General features: G+C 67.8%; 18 protein-coding genes and 1 pseudogene. 12 read left to right on the top strand and 7 right to left on the bottom strand.

What is annotated here, in order from left to right; all coding sequences use genetic code 11:
• Positions 1–275: 275 nt before the first annotated feature.
• Positions 276–1,613 (bottom strand): MATE family efflux transporter, encoded by a 1,338-nt coding sequence (locus ACFYWQ_RS24415; protein ID WP_389518980.1) that lies wholly within the window; start codon positions 1,611–1,613, stop codon positions 276–278.
• A 470-nt stretch (positions 1,614–2,083) separates the two neighbouring features.
• Between ACFYWQ_RS24415 and dnaB the strand changes: the two genes are divergently transcribed.
• The 6 genes and pseudogenes from dnaB to ACFYWQ_RS24385 all read left to right on the top strand — a co-directional run bounded on the left by dnaB (position 2,084) and on the right by ACFYWQ_RS24385 (position 8,543).
• Positions 2,084–3,559 carry a replicative DNA helicase gene (gene dnaB / locus ACFYWQ_RS24410; RefSeq protein ID WP_389518979.1) on the top strand — a complete coding sequence of 492 codons (1,476 nt, stop codon included), beginning with the start codon at positions 2,084–2,086 and terminating at the stop codon, positions 3,557–3,559.
• A gap of 201 nt (positions 3,560–3,760) precedes the next feature.
• Positions 3,761–4,480 carry a TnsA-like heteromeric transposase endonuclease subunit gene (locus ACFYWQ_RS24405; RefSeq protein ID WP_389518978.1) on the top strand — a complete coding sequence of 240 codons (720 nt, stop codon included), beginning with the start codon at positions 3,761–3,763 and terminating at the stop codon, positions 4,478–4,480.
• Positions 4,477–6,606, top strand: a complete 2,130-nt coding sequence (locus ACFYWQ_RS24400) for a helix-turn-helix domain-containing protein (protein ID WP_389518977.1) — start codon at positions 4,477–4,479, stop codon at positions 6,604–6,606. Before ACFYWQ_RS24405 ends, ACFYWQ_RS24400 begins: the two co-directional genes overlap by 4 nt.
• Positions 6,603–7,721, top strand: coding sequence for an AAA family ATPase (locus tag ACFYWQ_RS24395; RefSeq protein WP_389518976.1), 1,119 nt, complete (start codon positions 6,603–6,605; stop codon positions 7,719–7,721). The genes ACFYWQ_RS24400 and ACFYWQ_RS24395 overlap by 4 nt, the downstream gene beginning before the upstream one ends.
• Positions 7,718–8,110 (top strand): annotated as a pseudogene (locus ACFYWQ_RS24390) (TniQ family protein); the annotation flags it as partial. The gene ACFYWQ_RS24395 and the pseudogene ACFYWQ_RS24390, both read left to right, overlap by 4 nt.
• Positions 8,016–8,543: a LysR family transcriptional regulator gene (locus ACFYWQ_RS24385; RefSeq protein WP_389518975.1), complete on the top strand. Its 528-nt coding sequence runs from the start codon at positions 8,016–8,018 to the stop codon at positions 8,541–8,543. The pseudogene ACFYWQ_RS24390 and the gene ACFYWQ_RS24385, both read left to right, overlap by 95 nt.
• Positions 8,544–8,555: 12 nt before the next feature.
• Here the strand turns inward: ACFYWQ_RS24385 and ACFYWQ_RS24380 are convergent, their stop codons facing one another.
• From ACFYWQ_RS24380 to ACFYWQ_RS24370, 3 genes are all read right to left on the bottom strand, one after another.
• Complete coding sequence (locus tag ACFYWQ_RS24380) at positions 8,556–8,954, bottom strand: hypothetical protein (RefSeq protein WP_389518974.1); 399 nt, start codon at positions 8,952–8,954, stop codon at positions 8,556–8,558.
• Complete coding sequence (locus tag ACFYWQ_RS24375) at positions 8,954–9,352, bottom strand: hypothetical protein (protein WP_055592324.1); 399 nt, start codon at positions 9,350–9,352, stop codon at positions 8,954–8,956. Before ACFYWQ_RS24375 ends, ACFYWQ_RS24380 begins: the two co-directional genes overlap by 1 nt.
• Positions 9,353–9,677: 325 nt before the next feature.
• The gene (locus tag ACFYWQ_RS24370; protein ID WP_389518973.1) at positions 9,678–10,928 is read right to left on the bottom strand and encodes a hypothetical protein; all 1,251 of its coding nucleotides are present in this window, start codon (positions 10,926–10,928) and stop codon (positions 9,678–9,680) included.
• A gap of 200 nt (positions 10,929–11,128) precedes the next feature.
• Between ACFYWQ_RS24370 and ACFYWQ_RS24365 the strand changes: the two genes are divergently transcribed.
• The 4 genes from ACFYWQ_RS24365 (at position 11,129) to ACFYWQ_RS24350 (ending at position 13,833) form a co-directional block, all read left to right on the top strand.
• Positions 11,129–11,464 carry a hypothetical protein gene (locus ACFYWQ_RS24365; protein ID WP_389518972.1) on the top strand — a complete coding sequence of 112 codons (336 nt, stop codon included), beginning with the start codon at positions 11,129–11,131 and terminating at the stop codon, positions 11,462–11,464.
• 58 nt (positions 11,465–11,522) lie between these two features.
• Entirely contained in the window at positions 11,523–11,825 is a 303-nt protein-coding gene (locus tag ACFYWQ_RS24360; RefSeq protein ID WP_389519390.1) for a hypothetical protein, read from the top strand.
• Positions 11,826–11,864: 39 nt separating this feature from the next.
• A complete protein-coding gene (locus ACFYWQ_RS24355; protein WP_389518971.1) occupies positions 11,865–12,260 on the top strand; it encodes a hypothetical protein in 396 nt (131 codons plus the stop codon).
• 187 nt (positions 12,261–12,447) lie between these two features.
• Positions 12,448–13,833, top strand: coding sequence for a serine hydrolase domain-containing protein (locus tag ACFYWQ_RS24350; RefSeq protein WP_389518970.1), 1,386 nt, complete (start codon positions 12,448–12,450; stop codon positions 13,831–13,833).
• A 119-nt stretch (positions 13,834–13,952) separates the two neighbouring features.
• Here the strand turns inward: ACFYWQ_RS24350 and ACFYWQ_RS24345 are convergent, their stop codons facing one another.
• Entirely contained in the window at positions 13,953–14,405 is a 453-nt protein-coding gene (locus tag ACFYWQ_RS24345; protein ID WP_389518969.1) for a GNAT family N-acetyltransferase, read from the bottom strand.
• A gap of 13 nt (positions 14,406–14,418) precedes the next feature.
• The gene (locus ACFYWQ_RS24340) at positions 14,419–14,883 is read right to left on the bottom strand and encodes a MarR family winged helix-turn-helix transcriptional regulator (RefSeq protein WP_389518968.1); all 465 of its coding nucleotides are present in this window, start codon (positions 14,881–14,883) and stop codon (positions 14,419–14,421) included.
• A gap of 145 nt (positions 14,884–15,028) precedes the next feature.
• Here ACFYWQ_RS24340 and ACFYWQ_RS24335 point away from each other — a divergent pair, with 145 nt between their 5' ends.
• Positions 15,029–16,237, top strand: a complete 1,209-nt coding sequence (locus ACFYWQ_RS24335; protein ID WP_389518967.1) for an MFS transporter — start codon at positions 15,029–15,031, stop codon at positions 16,235–16,237.
• A gap of 82 nt (positions 16,238–16,319) precedes the next feature.
• The gene (locus tag ACFYWQ_RS24330) at positions 16,320–16,739 is read left to right on the top strand and encodes a heme-binding protein (protein WP_389518966.1); all 420 of its coding nucleotides are present in this window, start codon (positions 16,320–16,322) and stop codon (positions 16,737–16,739) included.
• Between the two features lie 84 nt (positions 16,740–16,823).
• Here ACFYWQ_RS24330 and ACFYWQ_RS24325 read toward each other — a convergent pair whose 3' ends face one another.
• Complete coding sequence (locus ACFYWQ_RS24325) at positions 16,824–17,690, bottom strand: GNAT family N-acetyltransferase (RefSeq protein ID WP_389518965.1); 867 nt, start codon at positions 17,688–17,690, stop codon at positions 16,824–16,826.
• Positions 17,691–17,988: the final 298 nt, after the last annotated feature.

The following is a 17,988-nucleotide window of genomic DNA, read 5'->3' as shown; positions in this document are numbered from 1 at the left end:
GGACAGCCTCGGCTGAACAGCTGGGAAGGGGCCGCATCCGCAAGGGTGCGGCCCCTTCGGTGTGCGCGGGGTCCAATTGCGGGTGCGGCGGCGCCCTGCCTCAGGCGTGGTGCCTTCCGCCTCGGCTGCGGTGCGGTTCCTGGTGGTCTGCCGGCCGGCCCGGGACGTCCGGGTGTCCGACCTGCCGTCCGGCGGCCGCACTGGGTATTCGCATCGGGTGTTTCACGTGAAACACCCGACTATGGGGGATCGTCCGGCGACTTCAGGGGGATGGTTCAGCGAGTCGCGCCGACGACCACCCAGCGCCCGGAGCGGGCGCGCAGCCAGAGCGTCAGCATCCGGACCGCCATCATCAACGTCATCGCTGCCCACAAGGCGGTGAGGCCACCGCCGAGAACCGGTATCAGAAGGGCCACCGGGGCGAAGACGGCCAGGGTGAGGACCATCGCCCAGGCGAGATAGGGGCCGTCGCCCGCGCCCATCAGCACACCGTCCAGGACGAAGACGATGCCGCAGATCGGCTGGGACAGCGCCACCACCAGGAGGGCGGGGAACGCTGCGTCCTTGACGATCTGATCGCCTGTGAACAGGGGCAGGAACAGCGGCCTGCTGACGATCACCAGCAGGCCGAGCACGACACCCACGGCGATGCCCCACTGCACCATGCGGCGGCAGGCGGCCCGGGCGCCCTGGGCGTCGCCCGCGCCGAGGCAGCGTCCGATGATGGCCTGCCCGGCGATGGCGATGGCGTCGAGGGCGAAGGCGAGCAGGCTCCACAGGGAGATGATGATCTGGTGCGCCGCGATGTCGGCGTCTCCCAGACGAGCGGCGACTGCGGTGGCGATCATCAGGACGGCCCGCAGGGACAGGGTGCGTACGAGCAGCGGGACGCCGGCCTGGGCAGAGGCCCGTATGCCGGCGGCGTCGGGTCGTAGCGAGGCGCCGTGGCGCCGGGCACCGCGGATGACGACCGTGAGGTAGGCCGCTGCCATGCCGCACTGGGCGATGACGGTTCCCCAGGCGGAGCCGGCGATGCCCAGGCCGGCGCCGTACACCAGGCCCACGTTCAGGGCGGCGTTCGCGACGAAGCCCGCTATGGCGACGTAGAGGGGTGTCCTTGTGTCCTGGAGGCCGCGCAGGACGCCGGTCGCGGCGAGGACGACGAGCATGGCCGGTATGCCCAGGGCCGAGATGCGCAGATAGATGGTGGCGTAGGGGGCGGCCGTGTCGGAGGCGCCGAAGAGCTCCACGAGTGCCGGTGCCGTGGGGAGCACGGCCGCGATCACGGCGGCACCGAGCAGCAGAGCCAGCCAGATGCCGTCCATGCCCTGGCGAATGGCGGCAGGGAGGTCGTCGGCGCCGACGCGGCGGGCGACGCCGGCGGTGGTGGCGTAGGCGAGGAAGACGAAGATGCTGACGGCCGTGGTCAGCAGCGCGGAGGCGACTCCCAGACCGGCGAGCTGCGCGGTGCCGAGGTGGCCCACGATGGCGCTGTCGGCCATGACGAAGAGGGGCTCCGCGACGAGTGCGCCGAAGGCGGGTACGGCCAGTGCGACGATTTCTCGATCGTGCCGACGCCGGGTGGTCCGGGGCGTCGCGGGAGCCGATGTCATGGGCACCAATCTAATCGTCCACAGGTAAGAGACGCAAACCCCTGGTGTCCCTTACGGGCCGTCTCGGCGCGTGTCCTTTCGGGCACCGTTCGAAGCGATCTTGCGCCGACTGGGCAAGTTTTTCTTCCGCACAGCCGGTGGACGGTAAAAGTGCAGGTCAGGAAAGTCGGGTGGGGCTGGTAGAGGGCTTGTTCACAGCGCTGTCCACCGGGTCGTGCACAGGTTTGGCGAAGTTCTCCACAGCATCTGGGTCGTTATCCACAGGGGCTGTGGATAACCAGATTGGCTGACGGTGCCCGCGGGCCTACGGTTGTCCGGCGCCCGCTCCGCTCGTCGGCTGTGAAAACTCGCAAATCCGACCCGCAGAACCCTTCGCAGTAACCGGAGTTGGGTCACTCAGTTGTCAGTGCCGTGCCGTAGGAATGAGAGGCACGGCGAGGTCCGCACCGCGGACGGGAGGAGGTGGCTCGGTGAGCATTTCCGAGCCCTTGGACGATCCGTGGGCCGACAGTGGTCCCAGTGATCGTCTGCCCCCTGCCAGACGGCGCGGTGACGGCGGCCGCGGCCGGGACGAGCAGCACGACCGCGGTCGGGACAGCGGCGCATGGGACGGTGGCGCGGCCTTCGAGCGGGTGCCCCCGCAGGACCTCGACGCCGAGCAGTCCGTTCTGGGCGGCATGCTCCTGTCCAAGGAGGCCATCGCCGACGTCGTCGAGATCCTCAAGGGCCACGACTTCTACAAGCCGGCCCATGAAACGATCTTCCAGGCGATCCTCGACGTCTACGCGAAGGGCGAGCCGGCCGACCCCATCACCATCGCGGCCGAGCTCACCAAACGCGGCGAGATCAACAAGGTCGGCGGCGCATCGTATCTGCACACCCTCGTCCAGACGGTGCCGACGGCGGCGAACGCCGAGTACTACGCGGAGATCGTGCACGAGCGCGCGGTCCTGCGCCGCCTGGTCGAGGCCGGGACCCGCATCACCCAGATGGGATACGCGGGCGACGACGACGTCGACGAGATCGTCAACCGGGCGCAGGCGGAGATCTACGCCGTCACCGAACAGCGCACCAGCGAGGACTACCTTCCGCTCGGCGACATCATGGAGGGCGCCCTCGACGAGATCGAGGCGATCGGCTCACGCAGCGGTGAGATGACCGGTGTTCCCACGGGTTTCACGGACCTCGACTCCCTCACCAACGGCCTGCACCCCGGTCAGATGATCGTCATCGCCGCCCGTCCCGCCATGGGTAAGTCCACGCTCGCCCTGGACTTCGCCCGGGCCGCGTCGATCAAGCACAACCTGCCGAGCGTCATCTTCTCCCTCGAAATGGGCCGCAACGAGATCGCGATGCGTCTGCTGTCCGCCGAGGCCCGCGTCGCCCTGCACCACATGCGCTCCGGCACCATGACGGACGAGGACTGGACCCGGCTGGCCCGCCGGATGCCCGAGGTGTCGTCCGCGCCGCTCTACATCGACGACTCCCCCAACCTGTCGATGATGGAGATCCGGGCGAAGTGCCGTCGGCTCAAGCAGCGCAACGACATCAAGCTCGTGATCATCGACTATCTGCAGCTGATGCAGGCCGGCGGTGCCAAGCGCTCCGAGAGCCGTCAGCAGGAGGTCTCGGACATGTCCCGGAACCTCAAGCTCCTGGCCAAGGAGCTGGAAGTGCCCGTGATCGCACTCTCGCAGCTCAACCGAGGCCCCGAGCAGCGCACCGACAAGAAGCCGATGGTGTCCGACCTGCGTGAGTCCGGCTCCATCGAGCAGGACGCCGACATGGTGATCCTGCTGCACCGCGAGGACGCCTACGAGAAGGAGTCGCCGCGCGCGGGCGAGGCGGACATCATCGTGGGCAAGCACCGTAACGGTCCGACGGCCACGATCACCGTGGCGTTCCAGGGCCACTACTCGCGCTTCGTGGACATGGCGCAGACCTGATCGAGCCGTGTAGGGTCTCAGATTTCGTGGCCAAATCTCACGAGCGATGGCCAACCGATGGCATATCTGACACGAATCTGAGACTGGCAGGTCAAGTCGCTCACTCGTATGGGTGATTGGGCTTTGATGCTGGTGCCCCCGGTGGAAGCTCGCTGACACCGTGGGCCCACGGGGTATCGCTCGTGGGCTTGGGGGTGTGCGGTGGGGGAGATCGCCGCGACGGTGAGCGTTCGGCGGCAACGCGGTGCTGTTGTCGAAGATCGGGATTGGGGTACGGCACCTGTTGATCTTCTGCGGTCGGCTTGTCCGTGGCGGACGTTCCGTTGGTACAAGGGCCAGAAGCACTACTCGGGGACCTATTGGTCGGCGACGATGCGCGATCACGTGATCTACGAATCCCGCCTGGAACTGTCCCGCTTGCTCTTCGCCGACTTCGATCCGTCCGTACGTGGCATCGTGGCTCAGCCCTTTCTGCTGAAGGCGGTGCTGGAAGGGAAAGTGCGCCGTCACATCCCGGACTATCTCCTGCTCACTGGGCAGGTTCCGGTGGTTGTCGACGTCAAGCCGTTGAGCCGATTGTCCAAGCCAGAGGTGGAGTTCACCTTCGACTGGACCCGGCAGGCGGTGGAGTCGCGGGGATGGAAGTACGAGATCTGGAGCGAGCCTCCGGCCGTGGAACTGGAGAACATCCGGTTCTTGGCGGGTTACCGCAGGGACTGGCTGTTCAGCCCTGAAGTCTTGGAGGAGCTCCAGGACGTGGACCTCGACGGGGTCGTCTTGGGGCAGGTGCCGGGCTGCCTGCCAGGCAGTCCGGAGCTCCAAGTCCGATCCGCTGTCCATCATCTGCTCTGGACGCAGACCTTCGTCACGGATCTCGACCGACCGCTCGGCCCTTCGCACGTGTTGAGGAGGGTGGCATGAGCAAGGCGGGAGTCCGAGTCGGAGTCGGTACGTCCTTCCGCTACGACGGTGAGACCGTCGAAGTGGTGGAGATGGCCGCAACCACTGCGGGCAACGAAGTGGTCTTGAAGGACGGGCGAGGGCGTCTCCTTCGGCTGTCGCTCAAGGAGTTGCTGTTCTCCGACCGGGCTGCCATCAATCCTGATGGTCCGGGACCATCGGCAGACGACGAGGGCGAGATCGCCTCCGTGGTGCTGGGTCAGCTTGGTGAGGCGGAGAGACGGGAGATTCTGGAACGGGTTGAGCATGTCCGTGAACTTCTGACGGGGTATCGCTCCGGGAGTCCGGAACTTGCGCGTGAAGGCGAACCCCGTGATGAGTACGCACCGTCGACATCGCTGGAAGCCAGGTACACGGCGAAGGCTGCGGAGCTGGGGGTCTCCTCGCGTTCGGTGAGGAGATGGGTCACCGCGTTTCGGGAACAGGGCGAAGTGGGGCTCGCGCCGAGCCAGGGATCGACCCGGAAGTCGCAGGTCGCGGTCGACGAACGGTGGGTGGAGACCGCGGTGGAGGTGATGGTCGAGCACGCTGACCAGTCGCGGCCATCGAGGACGGTGGTGATCGAGCGGACCCGGGCTCGGGTGATCGCGCGGTTCGGCGAGGGAGTGGTGCCGCAGCCGAGTCGGGCGACGGCGTTTCGGCTGTTGGAGGAGTTGGAGCGACGCCATCCGTTGTTCCGGCTGAGTACGAAGCGGAACCGGGATATCGCTGGTCGGCCGGAGGGTCCGTACGGGAAGCTGCGGCCGACGCGGCCGGGCGAGTATCTGCTGATGGACTCCACCCGCTTGGACGTCTTCGCGTTCGACCCGCTGACCCTGAAGTGGGTGCAGGCCGAGTTGAGTGTCGGGATGGACTGGTACTCCCGCTGCATCACGGGGATCCGGCTCACGCCGGTCTCGACGAAGGCGGTGGATGTCAGCGCGGTGCTGTTCCAGTCGTTTCGGCCGCGGCCGGCGGGGCAGGACTGGCCGCGGCACGCGGTCTGGCCCGAGCACGGCATCCCCCGCACCGTCCTGGTCGATGTCGAGAGCGCCACCGGGCCGGGGCTGGCCTCGCCGCCTCTGGTCCCCGAGACGCTGGTAGTCGACCACGGCAAGGTCTATGTCTCGGAGCATCTGACCAGCGTCTGCCGACGGATGGGCATCTCCATCCAGCCGGCCCGGCTGCGGACGGGCCGTGACAAGGGGCCGGTCGAGCGTTATTTCCGGACCCTGCGGGAGGGACTGCTGCAGGTGCTGCCCGGCTACAAGGGACCCGACATCCACTCGCGGGGCGAGCGCCCGGAGGACGACGCGTTCTTCTTCCTTGACGAGCTTGAGGCGATCATCCGGGAATGGACCGCGGCGGTCTATCACTGCAGGCCACACTCCAGCCTGGTCGATCCCGGCCTGCCGGGTCTGAGGATGTCCCCGGCGACGATGTTCGAGCACGGCATGGCCCGCGCCGGCTACATCGAGGTTCCCCGGGATCGCGATCTCGCGTTCGAGTTCCTGCAGACGAAGTGGCGCACGGTCCAGCACTACGGGGTCGAGATCGGCCGCCGCCGCTACAGCGGCCCCGGCCTGCCCGAGCCGGGAGTCCGCAGCCCCTACGACAGCCCGGTCAAGAACGGCTGGCCCTTCCAGGTGGACCCCGACGACATTACCCGGATCTACTTCCGAGATCCGGCTACCCGGGCCTGGCGCACGCTGGTCTGGGAGCACGCGCCGTCGGCCGAGATGCCGCTGAGCGAGGACGCGTTGACGTTCGCCCGCCAACTGGCTGCCTCGAAGTATCGCTTTCCCGACGACCGGCTTGCCGTCGCTGACTTGTTGGAGCGGTGGAATCTCGGCCTGGGCACCACGATCGCCGAGCGGCGCATGGCCCTGCGGCTCTCGCGCGAGCAGGCCGCCATCGAACTTCCGGAGAGTGAGGCGGAGACGGTCGTCTCGCTTCCGTCCGTACGCAAGGCCCTGGGGCAGGACGAGCAGACCGCGGAACTGCGGGAGCCCGACGTGGTGACGGAGATGGGGGATGACGACGAGGTCGATCTGGAGGACCTCGCCGGGGAGAGCGACTTCTACGCCGATGCCCTGGAGGACGTGTGAACGCCGGCAGCGTTCCGCAGCCGGGCAGTCTTGCCTTGTCGCGGAAGGAGGACTTCAAGGCGTTCGCCGAGAGCCCTCGCCGCAGCCGGCCCGATCTGCTGACTCGAAAACAGCTGAAGTCCCTGCCCACACAGGCGCGGGCGGACTACGACCGTCAGCGGCGGCAGTGGCACGCGAATATCGGCCCGGTCAAGACGCCGCAACTGACAGAGCTCCATGAAGACCTGTGGGACATCGTCGATAGCAACGAGCAGGACGGCGACAAGGCCAAGGGGGCAGTGGCCGTCGACGCGTTCCCGGGTCTGGGCAAGACGACCTCGGTGCTGGCGTTCGCCCGCGACTTCCACCAGCGGGAGATCGAGGAGTCGGGCTCGTTCACGAGCCAGGGGCACGAGCGGATCCCGGTCTGCCGGGTCGGGCTGACCGGGAATACCGGAATGAAGGATCTCAACCGGGCCATGCTGGAGTTCTTCGGCCACCCCGGACAGATGCGGGGGACCACCGCCCAGTTCGGACGGCGTGTGCTGGACTGCGTGCTGTCCTGTGATGTCCGCCTGGTGGTTCTGGACGATCTGCACTTTTTGAAATGGGGACAGAAGAGCGGCATCGAGGTGAGCAACCACCTGAAGTGGATCGCCAACGAGTTCCCGGTGACGTTGCTGATGGTGGGGGTCGAGCTCGCGAAGAAGGGCCTGTTCGGTGAAGGATCGAACGGGCGCGACACCGCTCTGGCCCAGACCGGCCGCCGCACCACCCGCCTCGGGCTGCGGCCGTTCACCATCGATACGGAGGCCGGCCGTCGGGAATGGCGGCAGATGCTGCTGGCCCTCGAACAGCGCGTTGTTCTCACCGACAAGCACCCTGGCATGCTCGCGGACGATCTGTCGGACTACCTCTTCGCCCGCAGCACCGGACACATCGGCTCGCTGATGACGCTGATCAACCGCAGCTGCCAGCGGGCGGTCCGCACCGGCGCCGAACGTCTCGACCAGGAGCTCATGGACCGGGTGAAGAACGACGAGGCGTCCGAGGCTGCCCGCCTCGAACTTCAGGCCGCGCTGGAGAAGAAACGGCTGACCAGCCGCCCGCGGCCCCGGATGCGACGACCCGCATGAGAACGCCGGTCCGCACCCTGCCGATCCGGCTGCCTCCACTGCCTGGCGAGGCCCTGGACTCATGGCTGGAGGCGATGGCCAGACGGATGGACACCGCACTCGGTGATGTCCTGCTGCACCTCGGCTTCCCGGTCCGTCACCGGGCCGGAAACCAGTTCCGGGGCATCCCGGCAGATTGGACGATCGTCCTCGACGAGCAGCAGGCCAACGCCGTCGCGCACGCCACCGGGATGTCCCCGGAGACGGTCGCTGCCCTGACCCTGGCGCACTACGACGGACGGGCCCTCCACATGAGTGCCGGAGGCCGGGCCGTGTCACGCCACGTCCTTTGGGGCCGCGGAGGGGGATCGCGTTTCTGCCCGGAGTGCCTTCTTGCCACTGGTGGGCGATGGCAATTGTCCTGGAGGCTCGGTTTCTCCTTCGCCTGCACCCAGCACCGCATGTTGCTGGCGGACTGCTGCCCGCACTGCGGGAGGGTGCCGCGGCAGCGGCCCCGTTCCGGCCGGTCCGTCCCCCGGCCTGAACTCTGCGGCAATCCGCCGACCCGCCCAACCCGCCCGATTTCGGCTGGCTGCGGCACCTATCTCCAGCGAACGGTTGAGCCGATTCGCGGCTGCATCTCCCTACCCCAGCCTCGGTGCCGCAGCGAGCGGCCTCGGCCTCAACACGTTCACCCTCGTCGCACAGATCAACCGGATCGAACGAGAACTCGGTGGACCACTCCTGGTCCGGGCGGAACGAGGTAGGTCCATGACGCTCACTCCCCTGGGGAAGAAGGTGCTCAAGGCCATTCGAAAGATGCAGGACAACACGATGCCCTGAGACGCGGCGTGATCATTCCGGGTCGGCAATGCGTCGGAACACCCCGTCGAACTCGCCGGATGCCACGAGTCCGGCAATCACGCGCACCATGCTGCCGATGCCGGGATTCCGCACGATCAGCCCGTCCGCGCAGAAGAAGCACTGCCCGGAGACCGCCTCTCCGCTCGCCTCCCAGCTCCGCATGAGCCGATCCACCTCGGCGAGAGTGAAGATCGTGGAACTCCAGCGCGATCCGTCGGCAAGATGAACCTCGGCATCGACGTTGCAGACCTCTTCGATCGCCTCGTCCGGTTCCACGAGGAAGAGCACCTGGAAGCCGGCGGCCCGAACCCGGTAGTAGGGAGCCTCCCAGTCGGCATCAGAAGCCCGACCCTCGGACGCCGGGCCCGCCTGTTGCGGCATCGACGCCATCACTGAAGCTCCTCACCCGGCGGTATGAAGGCGTCGGCGCTGTCGGCGTCCTCCACATGCCCCTGAGCATCGACTGTGATGGCAGTCGCCCGGCCCTGCGAAGTGATCAACCAGGCCAGCACCTGCTCCGTGAGAGGTGATCCACCCGGCCCTTCATCCGTCCAGTGTGCCCGCCATCCCCCACCGGGTATCGCGGCGACCACCTGATCGGCCCGCTCCAAGTGGGAGAAGTCGACGTAGTCCGTGACCTGGCGCAGTGCCCCTCGTTGCGGGTCGACCACCAAGGCTGTCCCGGTTGCGGGATCCCATCCCTCCACGCGCACCATGCGACCGATCTCGGTCTCAGTGCCATTGAAGATGGCGGTCCATCCGGTCTGATTGAAGTATCGGAGTTGCATGGCGTCATGATCCCGGAGGTCCGGCGACCTGCTCGACCTCCGTGTCGTGGAAGCCGTGGTTATCAAGAAACCGGCAGGCCGGTGATAGTGATGTCAAAGACCCGACGGACTGTGGAAGCGGACCCAGACATTCCTGTAGGGCTCACGGAGCTTGTGGCCGACCGGCGGGCAGCCGGGCCATCGTTGCTGCCACAGATCCGTCAGAAGCACCCGCACATCTCCAGTCAGTGGAGCCGCGACTGGCTCCCCAAGCAGGGGAGGCCGCCGAGTAGGCGGGAGAGAGTGCGGTCAGTGGATTGCTGCTTTTCTATGCTGGTGCACACATTCACTCGTTGGGGGACTCCGTTGCCAGTGGGATACCGCACCGCCAGCAGTCGTTCGCGTGGTCGTCCTGGCAGACGTAGCCGATGGCACCATCCACGCACCATTCGGCGGCCTCCTCGGAAAGCAGGTCGGGCCCGGCAAGGAGCAGCCGACGAAATTCCGTGGTGTCCGCAATGTCGGCCGGCCGGTTGGTGAACCACTCGTTGAACAAAGGCTTGTCCTGGTATATGTGCCAGTGCGCATTCTCCCGGTCGTCGACAGCCGTAAGGAACCGATCGACGATGCGCCCCCAACTCGGTCCTCCGAACCAGCCGTTGTCGGACGCACAGAAGGATTCGATCAGCGTTCGCAGGCCGAACTCCTTCTCGTGAAGGCAGTACCTTCGCCCCCATGAGATTGCGACCTGCGCCATCTCCGCGAGTTCTTCTCGCGGATCAACCTCGTGCGCCGGGTCGTCAGGGTTGTGGCAGGCCAGCCCGAGCTCGAGTACGGACTGCCCTGTCGGTAGAACCCGGGACGGGTTGACGATCGCGAGACCGAGACCGATCCAGTCGACATGGTCGAACGACAGCATCGAGCGCACGAGTCGGGTGGTTGCCGTGTTGATCCGCATCATTGTGCCGTCGTGGAGCGGACTCTTCCCGGCATGCCAGTTCTCGACGGGTGTGTTGCGCCACACGGCGAGCGTGATGCGGGTGGCAGCGAGCCACAGCAGGGCGTCGTCGTCGAGGTGCCCGAACCGCTTGGCACACTCCTGGGCGCCGTAGGTGATCAACTCTTCCGGTTTCGGCCACCTGTGGCTGTCGGGCCCTTCAGGCCCTTCAGGCGCGTACTCATAGTCGTCGGCGTACTCGTCGAGGATCGCACTCAACTCGGCTGCGCTGTAAGCCTCGCTGTACTCGGAGCTGTCCGGCTCCTCGACGGTGTACATGTCGTGGTCCCAGGAGACGTACACGTCGCCCCAGAGCACGACGTCATCGCACTCGCTGGCGTTGTCCGTCACAACCGGCCTGATGGTGATCGGGGCAGTACGCCCGTCGGTTCGCTCGCCGTCCTTCTCGGCGGCCCATGCGGTGATGACCCCGAGCGGCTTCGGAAGGAGAGGACCGACCTCGGTGATGCTGAACGGCTCGTCGTCGTCATCGGTGTCGAACCGGCTGTTGACGAACGCGACCGCCTCGGAGGGCGTGCTGACGATGGACTGGCTACCACTCTCGTTGTCAACTACACGCCACAATGCCCTGTTCTTCACGGTGCTCTCCGATCGCGGTGAGTGCGCCCGGGGCGGGTGCGATGCGCCGGGTCGCTCGGCACTGACACCAACTTATGGGCTGATCAACCCATCCGTAGTCCCGAAGGTGCTTGTCGGCGATAACGTTCGGTACGTTCGCGTGCAACCTGCTTTTCGCGACCGCGGCGACACATCAGAGTCCAACGGCGCAGGAGGCGAAGATGGCGCTGAACAAGAAGGGTTCCCGGCGCATAACCGTTGACGGGATCGAGTACCGCTGGCGGATCCGCAGGAAGCCCTCCTACATGCAGGGCCTCTGCTGGTCACCGATGACCTATGCGGTTGAGGCGGCCAGCGGCAGAGAGCCGGGCACGACGTTGATCGTCACCAGCGGTCAGGCCCATCCCAGCAACTGGGTGGGCGTCGAGACGGATCCCATTCGTCCGGCTCACGTTGCTGCCAGCATTCGAGAGGCACGGGATCAAGGCTGGGATCCAACCCGGGTCGGCTCTCCTTTCCAGCTCGACCGATCGGCAGGATTCATCGCCCAGTCATGAGGTAGAGCGGAGTACGGCGGCGCATCTGGCCCGGCATCATGGCCCGGTGACCACCTGGATGCGCTGCTACTGGGACGAGGAAGACACCTGGTTCTACTTCGAGGTCGACGCCGAAGGCTGGGTGATCCGGCAGGTCGAACTCGAAGGGCCAGAGCTGATCCCGATCGCGGCTGCTTCCCTCGCCGAGTGGCAGCGGGCCCGCGACGCAGGCCGCCTCGGTGATTACGACAGCAGATTCGGGATCACCGCCGAGCTGCCCGTCTTGGAATGGGAAGGCCACGACCCCGAACAACTCACCTTCGAGGAGTTTGAGGACGTCTGGGGCCCTGCCCGTCAGCAGATCGCATCACGGCCCAGCTGACCTCTCGGCGCAGCACTGGCTTCTTGGCATCATCGCGACATGACCCCGACCCTTCCCCGTACCGTCCGAGCCGTCGACACCGCTCAGCTCCTGTGCCTGGCCCAGGAGGCCGCCATGCATGGCTTCAGCCAGCGGCTCCCGGTCGACTGGCTACGAGAGCACCTCGCAGCAGAAGCGACGCATTACCTGTTCCCGACGCTCGTGCAGCGGCTCACGCACCGTCCCGAGATGCCGCTGCAGTGGAGGTGCCAGAAACTGCTGACCGTCAACACCGGCGAACAGATCTGGGGTCTGCTCGACGTTCTTCCCGACACCTTCGACAAGATCCCGGAGACCTTGGACACGGCGTCCAAGAAGGACATCGTCAACCGCATCGAGCAAGCAGTGAAGGTGCGGGAGTGGATGGAACGGACGGCCGCCGATGCAGGTTCATGAGGTCCGGCGCAGCCGGCTGGACAGTCTGAGGAAATGACACCGATCTGAGACGGCCGCCTGCCGACACGTCGTGAGACTGGAGGGGAACGTCCAGGTCATAGCGTCGGCGCCTGACACCGAAAGTGAGAACCTACACCGGGGACGAAATGAACTCGACGTCCGCGTCCCGTCCGGGTGCACTGGGGCCATGACCACATTTCAGGAGGAGCTGCTCCCCGGCACCCGGCGTGCGCTGGCGCACCGCATCGCCGTGGCCCAGGCCGAGGGGCGGACACCGTCGCTCGTCGCCGCCGTCGTCCGGGACGGGCGGGCGGTCTGGCACGGGGCGCGGACCTCGATCGACGGACACGGACCCGACGAGACCGTGCAGTACCGGATCGGTTCGATCACCAAGACCTTCACGGCCGTTCTCGTGCTGCGGCTGCGTGACGAGGGAGCGCTCGACCTCGAGGATCCGCTGGAGAAACACCTGCCGGGCACCGGCGCGGGGGAGGCCACCATCGCGCAACTCCTCGCACACACCGGGGGACTGGCGGCCGAGACGCCCGGGCCGTGGTGGGAGCGGACGCCGGGCACGCTGCGTCCGGAACTCGCCGATGTCCTCGTCGATCAGCCTCTCCTGCATCCGGCGGGTCGCCGGTTCCACTACTCCAACCCCGGCTACGGCCTGCTGGGCGCCCTCGTCGAGCAGATCCGCACAGCGCCCTGGCACGAGGTGCTGCGGCGGGAAGTGCTCGAACCCCTGGGCCTGAGCCGTACCGGCATTCGGCCCGAGCATCCGCATGCGGGTGGCTGGGCGGTGCACCCGTGGGCCGATGCGATGCTGCCCGAGCCGCTGGAGGACTTCGGGCGGATGGCCGCGGCCGGTCAACTCTGGTCGACGACCGGCGATCTGGCGCGTTTCGCCGCTTTCCTCGTCCGCGGGGACGACCGGGTCCTGGGTGCCGAGAGCCTTCGGGAGATGCGGACGCCCGCGGCGCCGGCAGAGCTCACGGACCAAGTGGACGGCAGCGGCTACGGGCTGGGGCTGCGGATCGAGAACCAGGACGGGCGGCTCCTCGTCGGCCACTCGGGATCGGTGCCGGGATTCCTGGCGAGCCTCATGCTGAGCGTGGCGGACGACGTCGCAGCGGTGGTGCTCACCAACTGCACCTCCGGCCCGGCGGTGTCCTCGGTCGCCTCGGATCTCGTACGCATCGTGTCGGAGGCCGAGCCGAGGATTCCCGAGCCCTGGCGGCCGCTGCGGGAGGTCGATCCTTCCGTCCTCGAACTGGCGGGCCAGTGGTACTGGGGTACCACGCCCTTCGCCCTGCGCCTCACGGCCGACGGACTCCTCTCCCTGGGGCCGCTCACGGGCGGGGGACGGCGTTCACGGTTCCGACAGGACGGTGAGGGGACCTGGAAGGGGCTGGAAGGGTACTTCGCCGGGGAGACCCTTCGGGCCGTGCGGCGCCCGGACGGCACGGTGGACCATCTGGACCTCGGGTCCTTCGTCTTCACGCGCCGGCCCTACGACGACCGGACCGATGTGCCCGGTGGCGTGGACCCGGACGGCTGGCGGGGAATCGGCTAGCCGCCACTGAGCGGGCTCTGCGGCTCCGTGACTCTTCGGGACTGAGGATCCGCGGCTCTGTTCCACGTGAAACAGAGCCGCGTTCCCTGCGGAGCCGTGGACCGCCACGGGAAGGTCTGTCAGAGCTGAAGCTTGAACCCCGCGTGCGAGGCCTGGAACCCCAGCCTCTCGTAGAAGCGGTGGGCCTCGGTGCGCGTGTTGTCGGAGGTCAACTGCACCAACTGGCATTGCGCGCGCCGGGACTCCTCGATGGCCCATTCGATGAGACGCGTGCCGAGACCGCTGCCCCGCTCGTCGGCGTGGACGCGCACGCCTTCGATGATCGACCTGGTCGCCCCGCGCCGGGACAGGCCGGGCACGATCGTCAGCTGGAGGGTGCCGACGACGCGTCCGTCGCGGACGGCGACGACCAGCCGCTGGTTCGGGTCGGCGCTGAGCCGTTCGAGAGCCACCAGATACGGCGCGAGGTCGTCCGGAGACTCCCGCAGCGCACCCAGCGGGTCGTCCGCGAGCATGCCGACGATCGCGGGGAGGTCGTCGGCGACCACGGCGCGTATCTCAAGATCTTCCATGGCTGAACCTTGGCTAGAGGGCGGCGGGAGCCTTCAGTGATTCCACGACCCGTACCAGCGGAGCCAGCTCCGGGGTCTTCGCCGCTTCGTCGAGGGCCTCACGCAGTGCCGCGTCGTTGGTCGGGCGGGCCTCCCCGAGCAGCTTCAGACCGGCCTCGGTGACATTGGTGTAGATGCCACGGCGGTCGGTGGGGCACAGATAGCGCTCGAGCAGCCCCCTGTCCTCGAGCCGGGAGACCAGCCGGGTGGTGGCGCTCTGGCTCAGGACCACCGCGTCGGCGACCTGCTTCATCTGGAGGTGGCCGCCGTCCCCGTCGTGCTGGCGGCTGAGCACGTCGAGCAGGGAGTACTCGCGCACGCTCAGGTCGTGCCGGGCCTGCAGCGCGCGTTCGATGTGGGCCTCGATCCTCCCGTGCAGCAGGGAGAGGGCGCACCAGCCCTGGGCGAGGGCGGTGAGGGCGGGGTCCGTCGCGGTCATGGGTCCTCTTCCTCCGTCCCGGAGCGACTTGACTCCCAGGATAGAGCACCTCCGCAATTGTCGGCGATTGCATGTAGCCAGCGCATGCAACTATTGTGGACGCACGCAAAGCGCACCTGCAACCTTCTGGAGGGTGTACCCCACCATGCCTCTCGCGCTCCTGGCCCTCGCGATCGGGGCCTTCGGCATCGGCACCACCGAGTTCGTGATCATGGGCTTGCTGCCCGAGGTCGCGGGCGACTTCGGGGTCTCCATCCCCACGGCGGGCTTCCTCGTGACCGGCTACGCGCTCGGTGTCATGTTCGGCGCCCCGCTGATGACCGTTCTTGGCACCAAGATGTCCCGCAAGCGGATGCTGATGGTCCTCATGGGACTGTTCGTCGTCGGCAACCTGCTGTCCGCCGTCGCCCCGTCCTTCTCCGTCATGCTGATCGGCCGCATGGTCGCCTCGCTCGCGCACGGCGCCTTCTTCGGCATCGGCTCCGTCGTCGCGGCCGACCTGGTCGCGCCGGACAAGAAGGCCGGCGCCATCGCCATGATGTTCACCGGCCTCACCGTCGCCAACGTCGTGGGCGTCCCGCTGGGCACCCTCGTCGGGCAGAGCGTCGGCTGGCGCGTCACCTTCGGCATCGTCGCCGCCCTCGGCGTGATCGGCCTCGTCGGCATCGCCAGGCTGGTCCCCGAGATGCCCCGGCCCGAGGGTGTGCACCTGCGCCACGAACTGGCCGCGTTCAAGAACGCCCAGGTCCTGCTCGCCATGGCGATGACCGTCCTGGGATTCGGTGGGGTCTTCGCGGCCATCACCTACATCGCGCCGATGATGACCCACGTGGCCGGCTTTTCCGACGGCTCCGTCACCTGGCTGCTGGTCCTCTTCGGCCTCGGCATGGTCGGCGGCAACCTCGTCGGCGGCAGGTACGCCGACCGCGCCCTGATGCCTCTGCTGTACGTCTCCCTGGGCGCCTTGGCGGTCGTCCTGGCCCTCTTCACCCTCACCGCCCATCATCAGGCCCTCGCGGCCGTCACGATCGCTCTGATCGGCGCCCTGGGCTTCGCGACCGTCCCGCCGCTGCAGAAGCGGGTCCTCGACCAGGCGCACGGCGCTCCGACACTCGCCTCGGCGGTCAACATCGGTGCCTTCAACCTGGGCAACGCCCTGTCCGCCTGGCTGGGCGGCCTGGTCATCACCGCCGGTCTGGGCTACACCGCCCCCAACTGGGTCGGTGCCGCCCTCGCCACGGCCGCCCTGCTCCTCGCCGTCGTCTCGGCCGCGCTGGAGCGCCGTGACGACGCCCCGAGCGCCGTCGTCACGGGTTCCGCCCCCGCCGAGAGGCCGGCCGCCGTCCATCACTGAACCGCCCGGCGTGCGGGCCGAGGCCGCTGCCGCGCCCCCGGTCCGTCCCGTCCCGGGAAACCCCCGCAAGGAGAACCTTTCCGTGAGCACCACCACCGTCGCCCCCTTGACCATCCGCGACGCCGAGGTCCTCGTCGAGGCCGCCCGCCGCGCCGCCGAGGCCGCCGGGGCCACCGTCAGCGTGACCGTCCTGGACGCGGGCGGCCATCTGCTGGCCTTCCGCCGCGACGACCGCGCCGTGCTGATCTCCGGTGAAACGAGCACCCGCAAGGCCTACACGGCGCTCCAGTTGGACACGGCGACCGCCGACCTCGTCGACGCCGTGCAGCCCGGTGGCCTCTTCCACACCCTGCCCACCGCACTCGACCGGCCGCTGCTGTTCATCGCCGGCGGCGTACCGGTCCACCGAGACGGCCGACTCGTCGGCGCGATCGGGGTCGGCGGCGGCGCACCCGAGCAGGATCACGGCTTTGCCGCCGCTGCCGTGGAGGCCCTCGCCTGACGGCCCTGTTCCGCGCGGCGCACACGGAGAACGCCGGCTTCCCACCGCGACGGGAAGCCGGCGTTCTTCGTGTGCGCGGGGGTGCTATCCGGCCGCCACCGTCAGCGGGGCGAACCGTCGACTCCAGTCACCCGGCAACTCCGTGGTCCCGTAGGTCATGACGGTGTTGAAGGCGACCGACCGCAGACCCCGCTCCTTCAGCCAGGCCAGCAGATCCGTGTGCCGCACGTCGATGTCCGTGCGCAGGGGCCGGTCCGTGTGAGCGGCGAGCGAGGTGACGAGCGCCTTGGCCGTCTTCGTGTCCCGCGCGATGAGCGGTCCCACCACATGGGTGTCCATGTTGGGCCAGGCGGCCGCGTAGCCGATGATCCGGCCGTTGTCCTCGGCGACCCGCATCTGGTCGGCGAAGGCGGGCAGCCGCGCGATCACGAGAGTGCGGTCGGCGCCGAACACCTCCTCGTCGAGCCGGAGGATGGTGGTGAGGTCCTCGGCCGTGGCCGCACGGGTGAGGACACCGGGCTCCTGACCCTCGGGTGTGAAGTGCCCGAGCACCATCTCGGCACGTCCGGTGGCTTTGAACCCCAGCTCCTCGTAGAGCGGACGGCCGTTCGGGGTGGCGTGTAGGGTCAGCGGGGTGGCGCCCATCTCGGAGACGACGTGCCGCATCAGGCGTCGTCCGACGCCCTGACGGGCGTACCGCTCGGCGACCAGCACCATGCCGATGGCGCCGAGAGCAGGACGTCCGTGCGGGCCGTACTCCGTGACGACGCAGGCACTGAGGAGGCCTCCGCCGGGGTCGTCGACGCCGTATCCCTTCCCGGCGCTGAGGAGGAGGCCCCACTTGTGTTCCTCGCGCGGCCACCCCCGGTCCTCTGACAAGTCGGCGCAGGCGGTGAGGTCGCGGTGCGTCAGACGGCGGACGGGAAGAGAGGGGGGAAGAGGTGTCGACACGCAGGTCAGGCTGTCCGACCGGTGCCCTCGGCGTCCACCTCTTTCGTCGGTGGAAGCCGTGCTTTTGGCCATGTCGTGACCCGCTCCCCGGCGACGTCGGACCAGTAGGCGTTTCACGTGAAACGCCGCTCCACAGATCTCGGACAGGGACTCGCTCGTGGAGTGACCGTTTGCAGGGGGTCGACCGGCGGCATGCATCGGCCCGACCGCGACTTCCCCCGTGAGGAAAGATCTGTGGAATGCCTATGAATAGGCCTGTGGTGCCCGGTAATTGAGGGAATTGACGGTTCGTTCCCCG

Origin of the sequence: Streptomyces sp. NPDC003247 (genome assembly GCF_042888135.1) — a bacterium.
In the GTDB taxonomy this organism is placed as follows: Bacteria; Actinomycetota; Actinomycetes; order Streptomycetales; family Streptomycetaceae; genus Streptomyces.
Note: the sequence above shows the minus strand (reverse complement) of the source record. Positions and strands in the feature narration are given on the sequence as shown.

What these genes read in the sequence shown, in the direction of transcription:
- ACFYWQ_RS24415 (WP_389518980.1), bottom strand. Translation starts at nt 1,613, where the DNA reads ATGACATCGGCTCCCGCGACGCCCCGGACCACCCGGCGTCGGCACGAT.
- ACFYWQ_RS24400 (WP_389518977.1), top strand. Translation starts at nt 4,477, where the DNA reads ATGAGCAAGGCGGGAGTCCGAGTCGGAGTCGGTACGTCCTTCCGCTAC.
- ACFYWQ_RS24380 (WP_389518974.1), bottom strand. Translation starts at nt 8,954, where the DNA reads ATGGCGTCGATGCCGCAACAGGCGGGCCCGGCGTCCGAGGGTCGGGCT.
- ACFYWQ_RS24375 (WP_055592324.1), bottom strand. Translation starts at nt 9,352, where the DNA reads ATGCAACTCCGATACTTCAATCAGACCGGATGGACCGCCATCTTCAAT.
- ACFYWQ_RS24365 (WP_389518972.1), top strand. Translation starts at nt 11,129, where the DNA reads ATGGCGCTGAACAAGAAGGGTTCCCGGCGCATAACCGTTGACGGGATC.
- ACFYWQ_RS24360 (WP_389519390.1), top strand. Translation starts at nt 11,523, where the DNA reads ATGCGCTGCTACTGGGACGAGGAAGACACCTGGTTCTACTTCGAGGTC.
- ACFYWQ_RS24355 (WP_389518971.1), top strand. Translation starts at nt 11,865, where the DNA reads ATGACCCCGACCCTTCCCCGTACCGTCCGAGCCGTCGACACCGCTCAG.
- ACFYWQ_RS24350 (WP_389518970.1), top strand. Translation starts at nt 12,448, where the DNA reads ATGACCACATTTCAGGAGGAGCTGCTCCCCGGCACCCGGCGTGCGCTG.
- ACFYWQ_RS24345 (WP_389518969.1), bottom strand. Translation starts at nt 14,405, where the DNA reads ATGGAAGATCTTGAGATACGCGCCGTGGTCGCCGACGACCTCCCCGCG.
- ACFYWQ_RS24340 (WP_389518968.1), bottom strand. Translation starts at nt 14,883, where the DNA reads ATGACCGCGACGGACCCCGCCCTCACCGCCCTCGCCCAGGGCTGGTGC.
- ACFYWQ_RS24335 (WP_389518967.1), top strand. Translation starts at nt 15,029, where the DNA reads ATGCCTCTCGCGCTCCTGGCCCTCGCGATCGGGGCCTTCGGCATCGGC.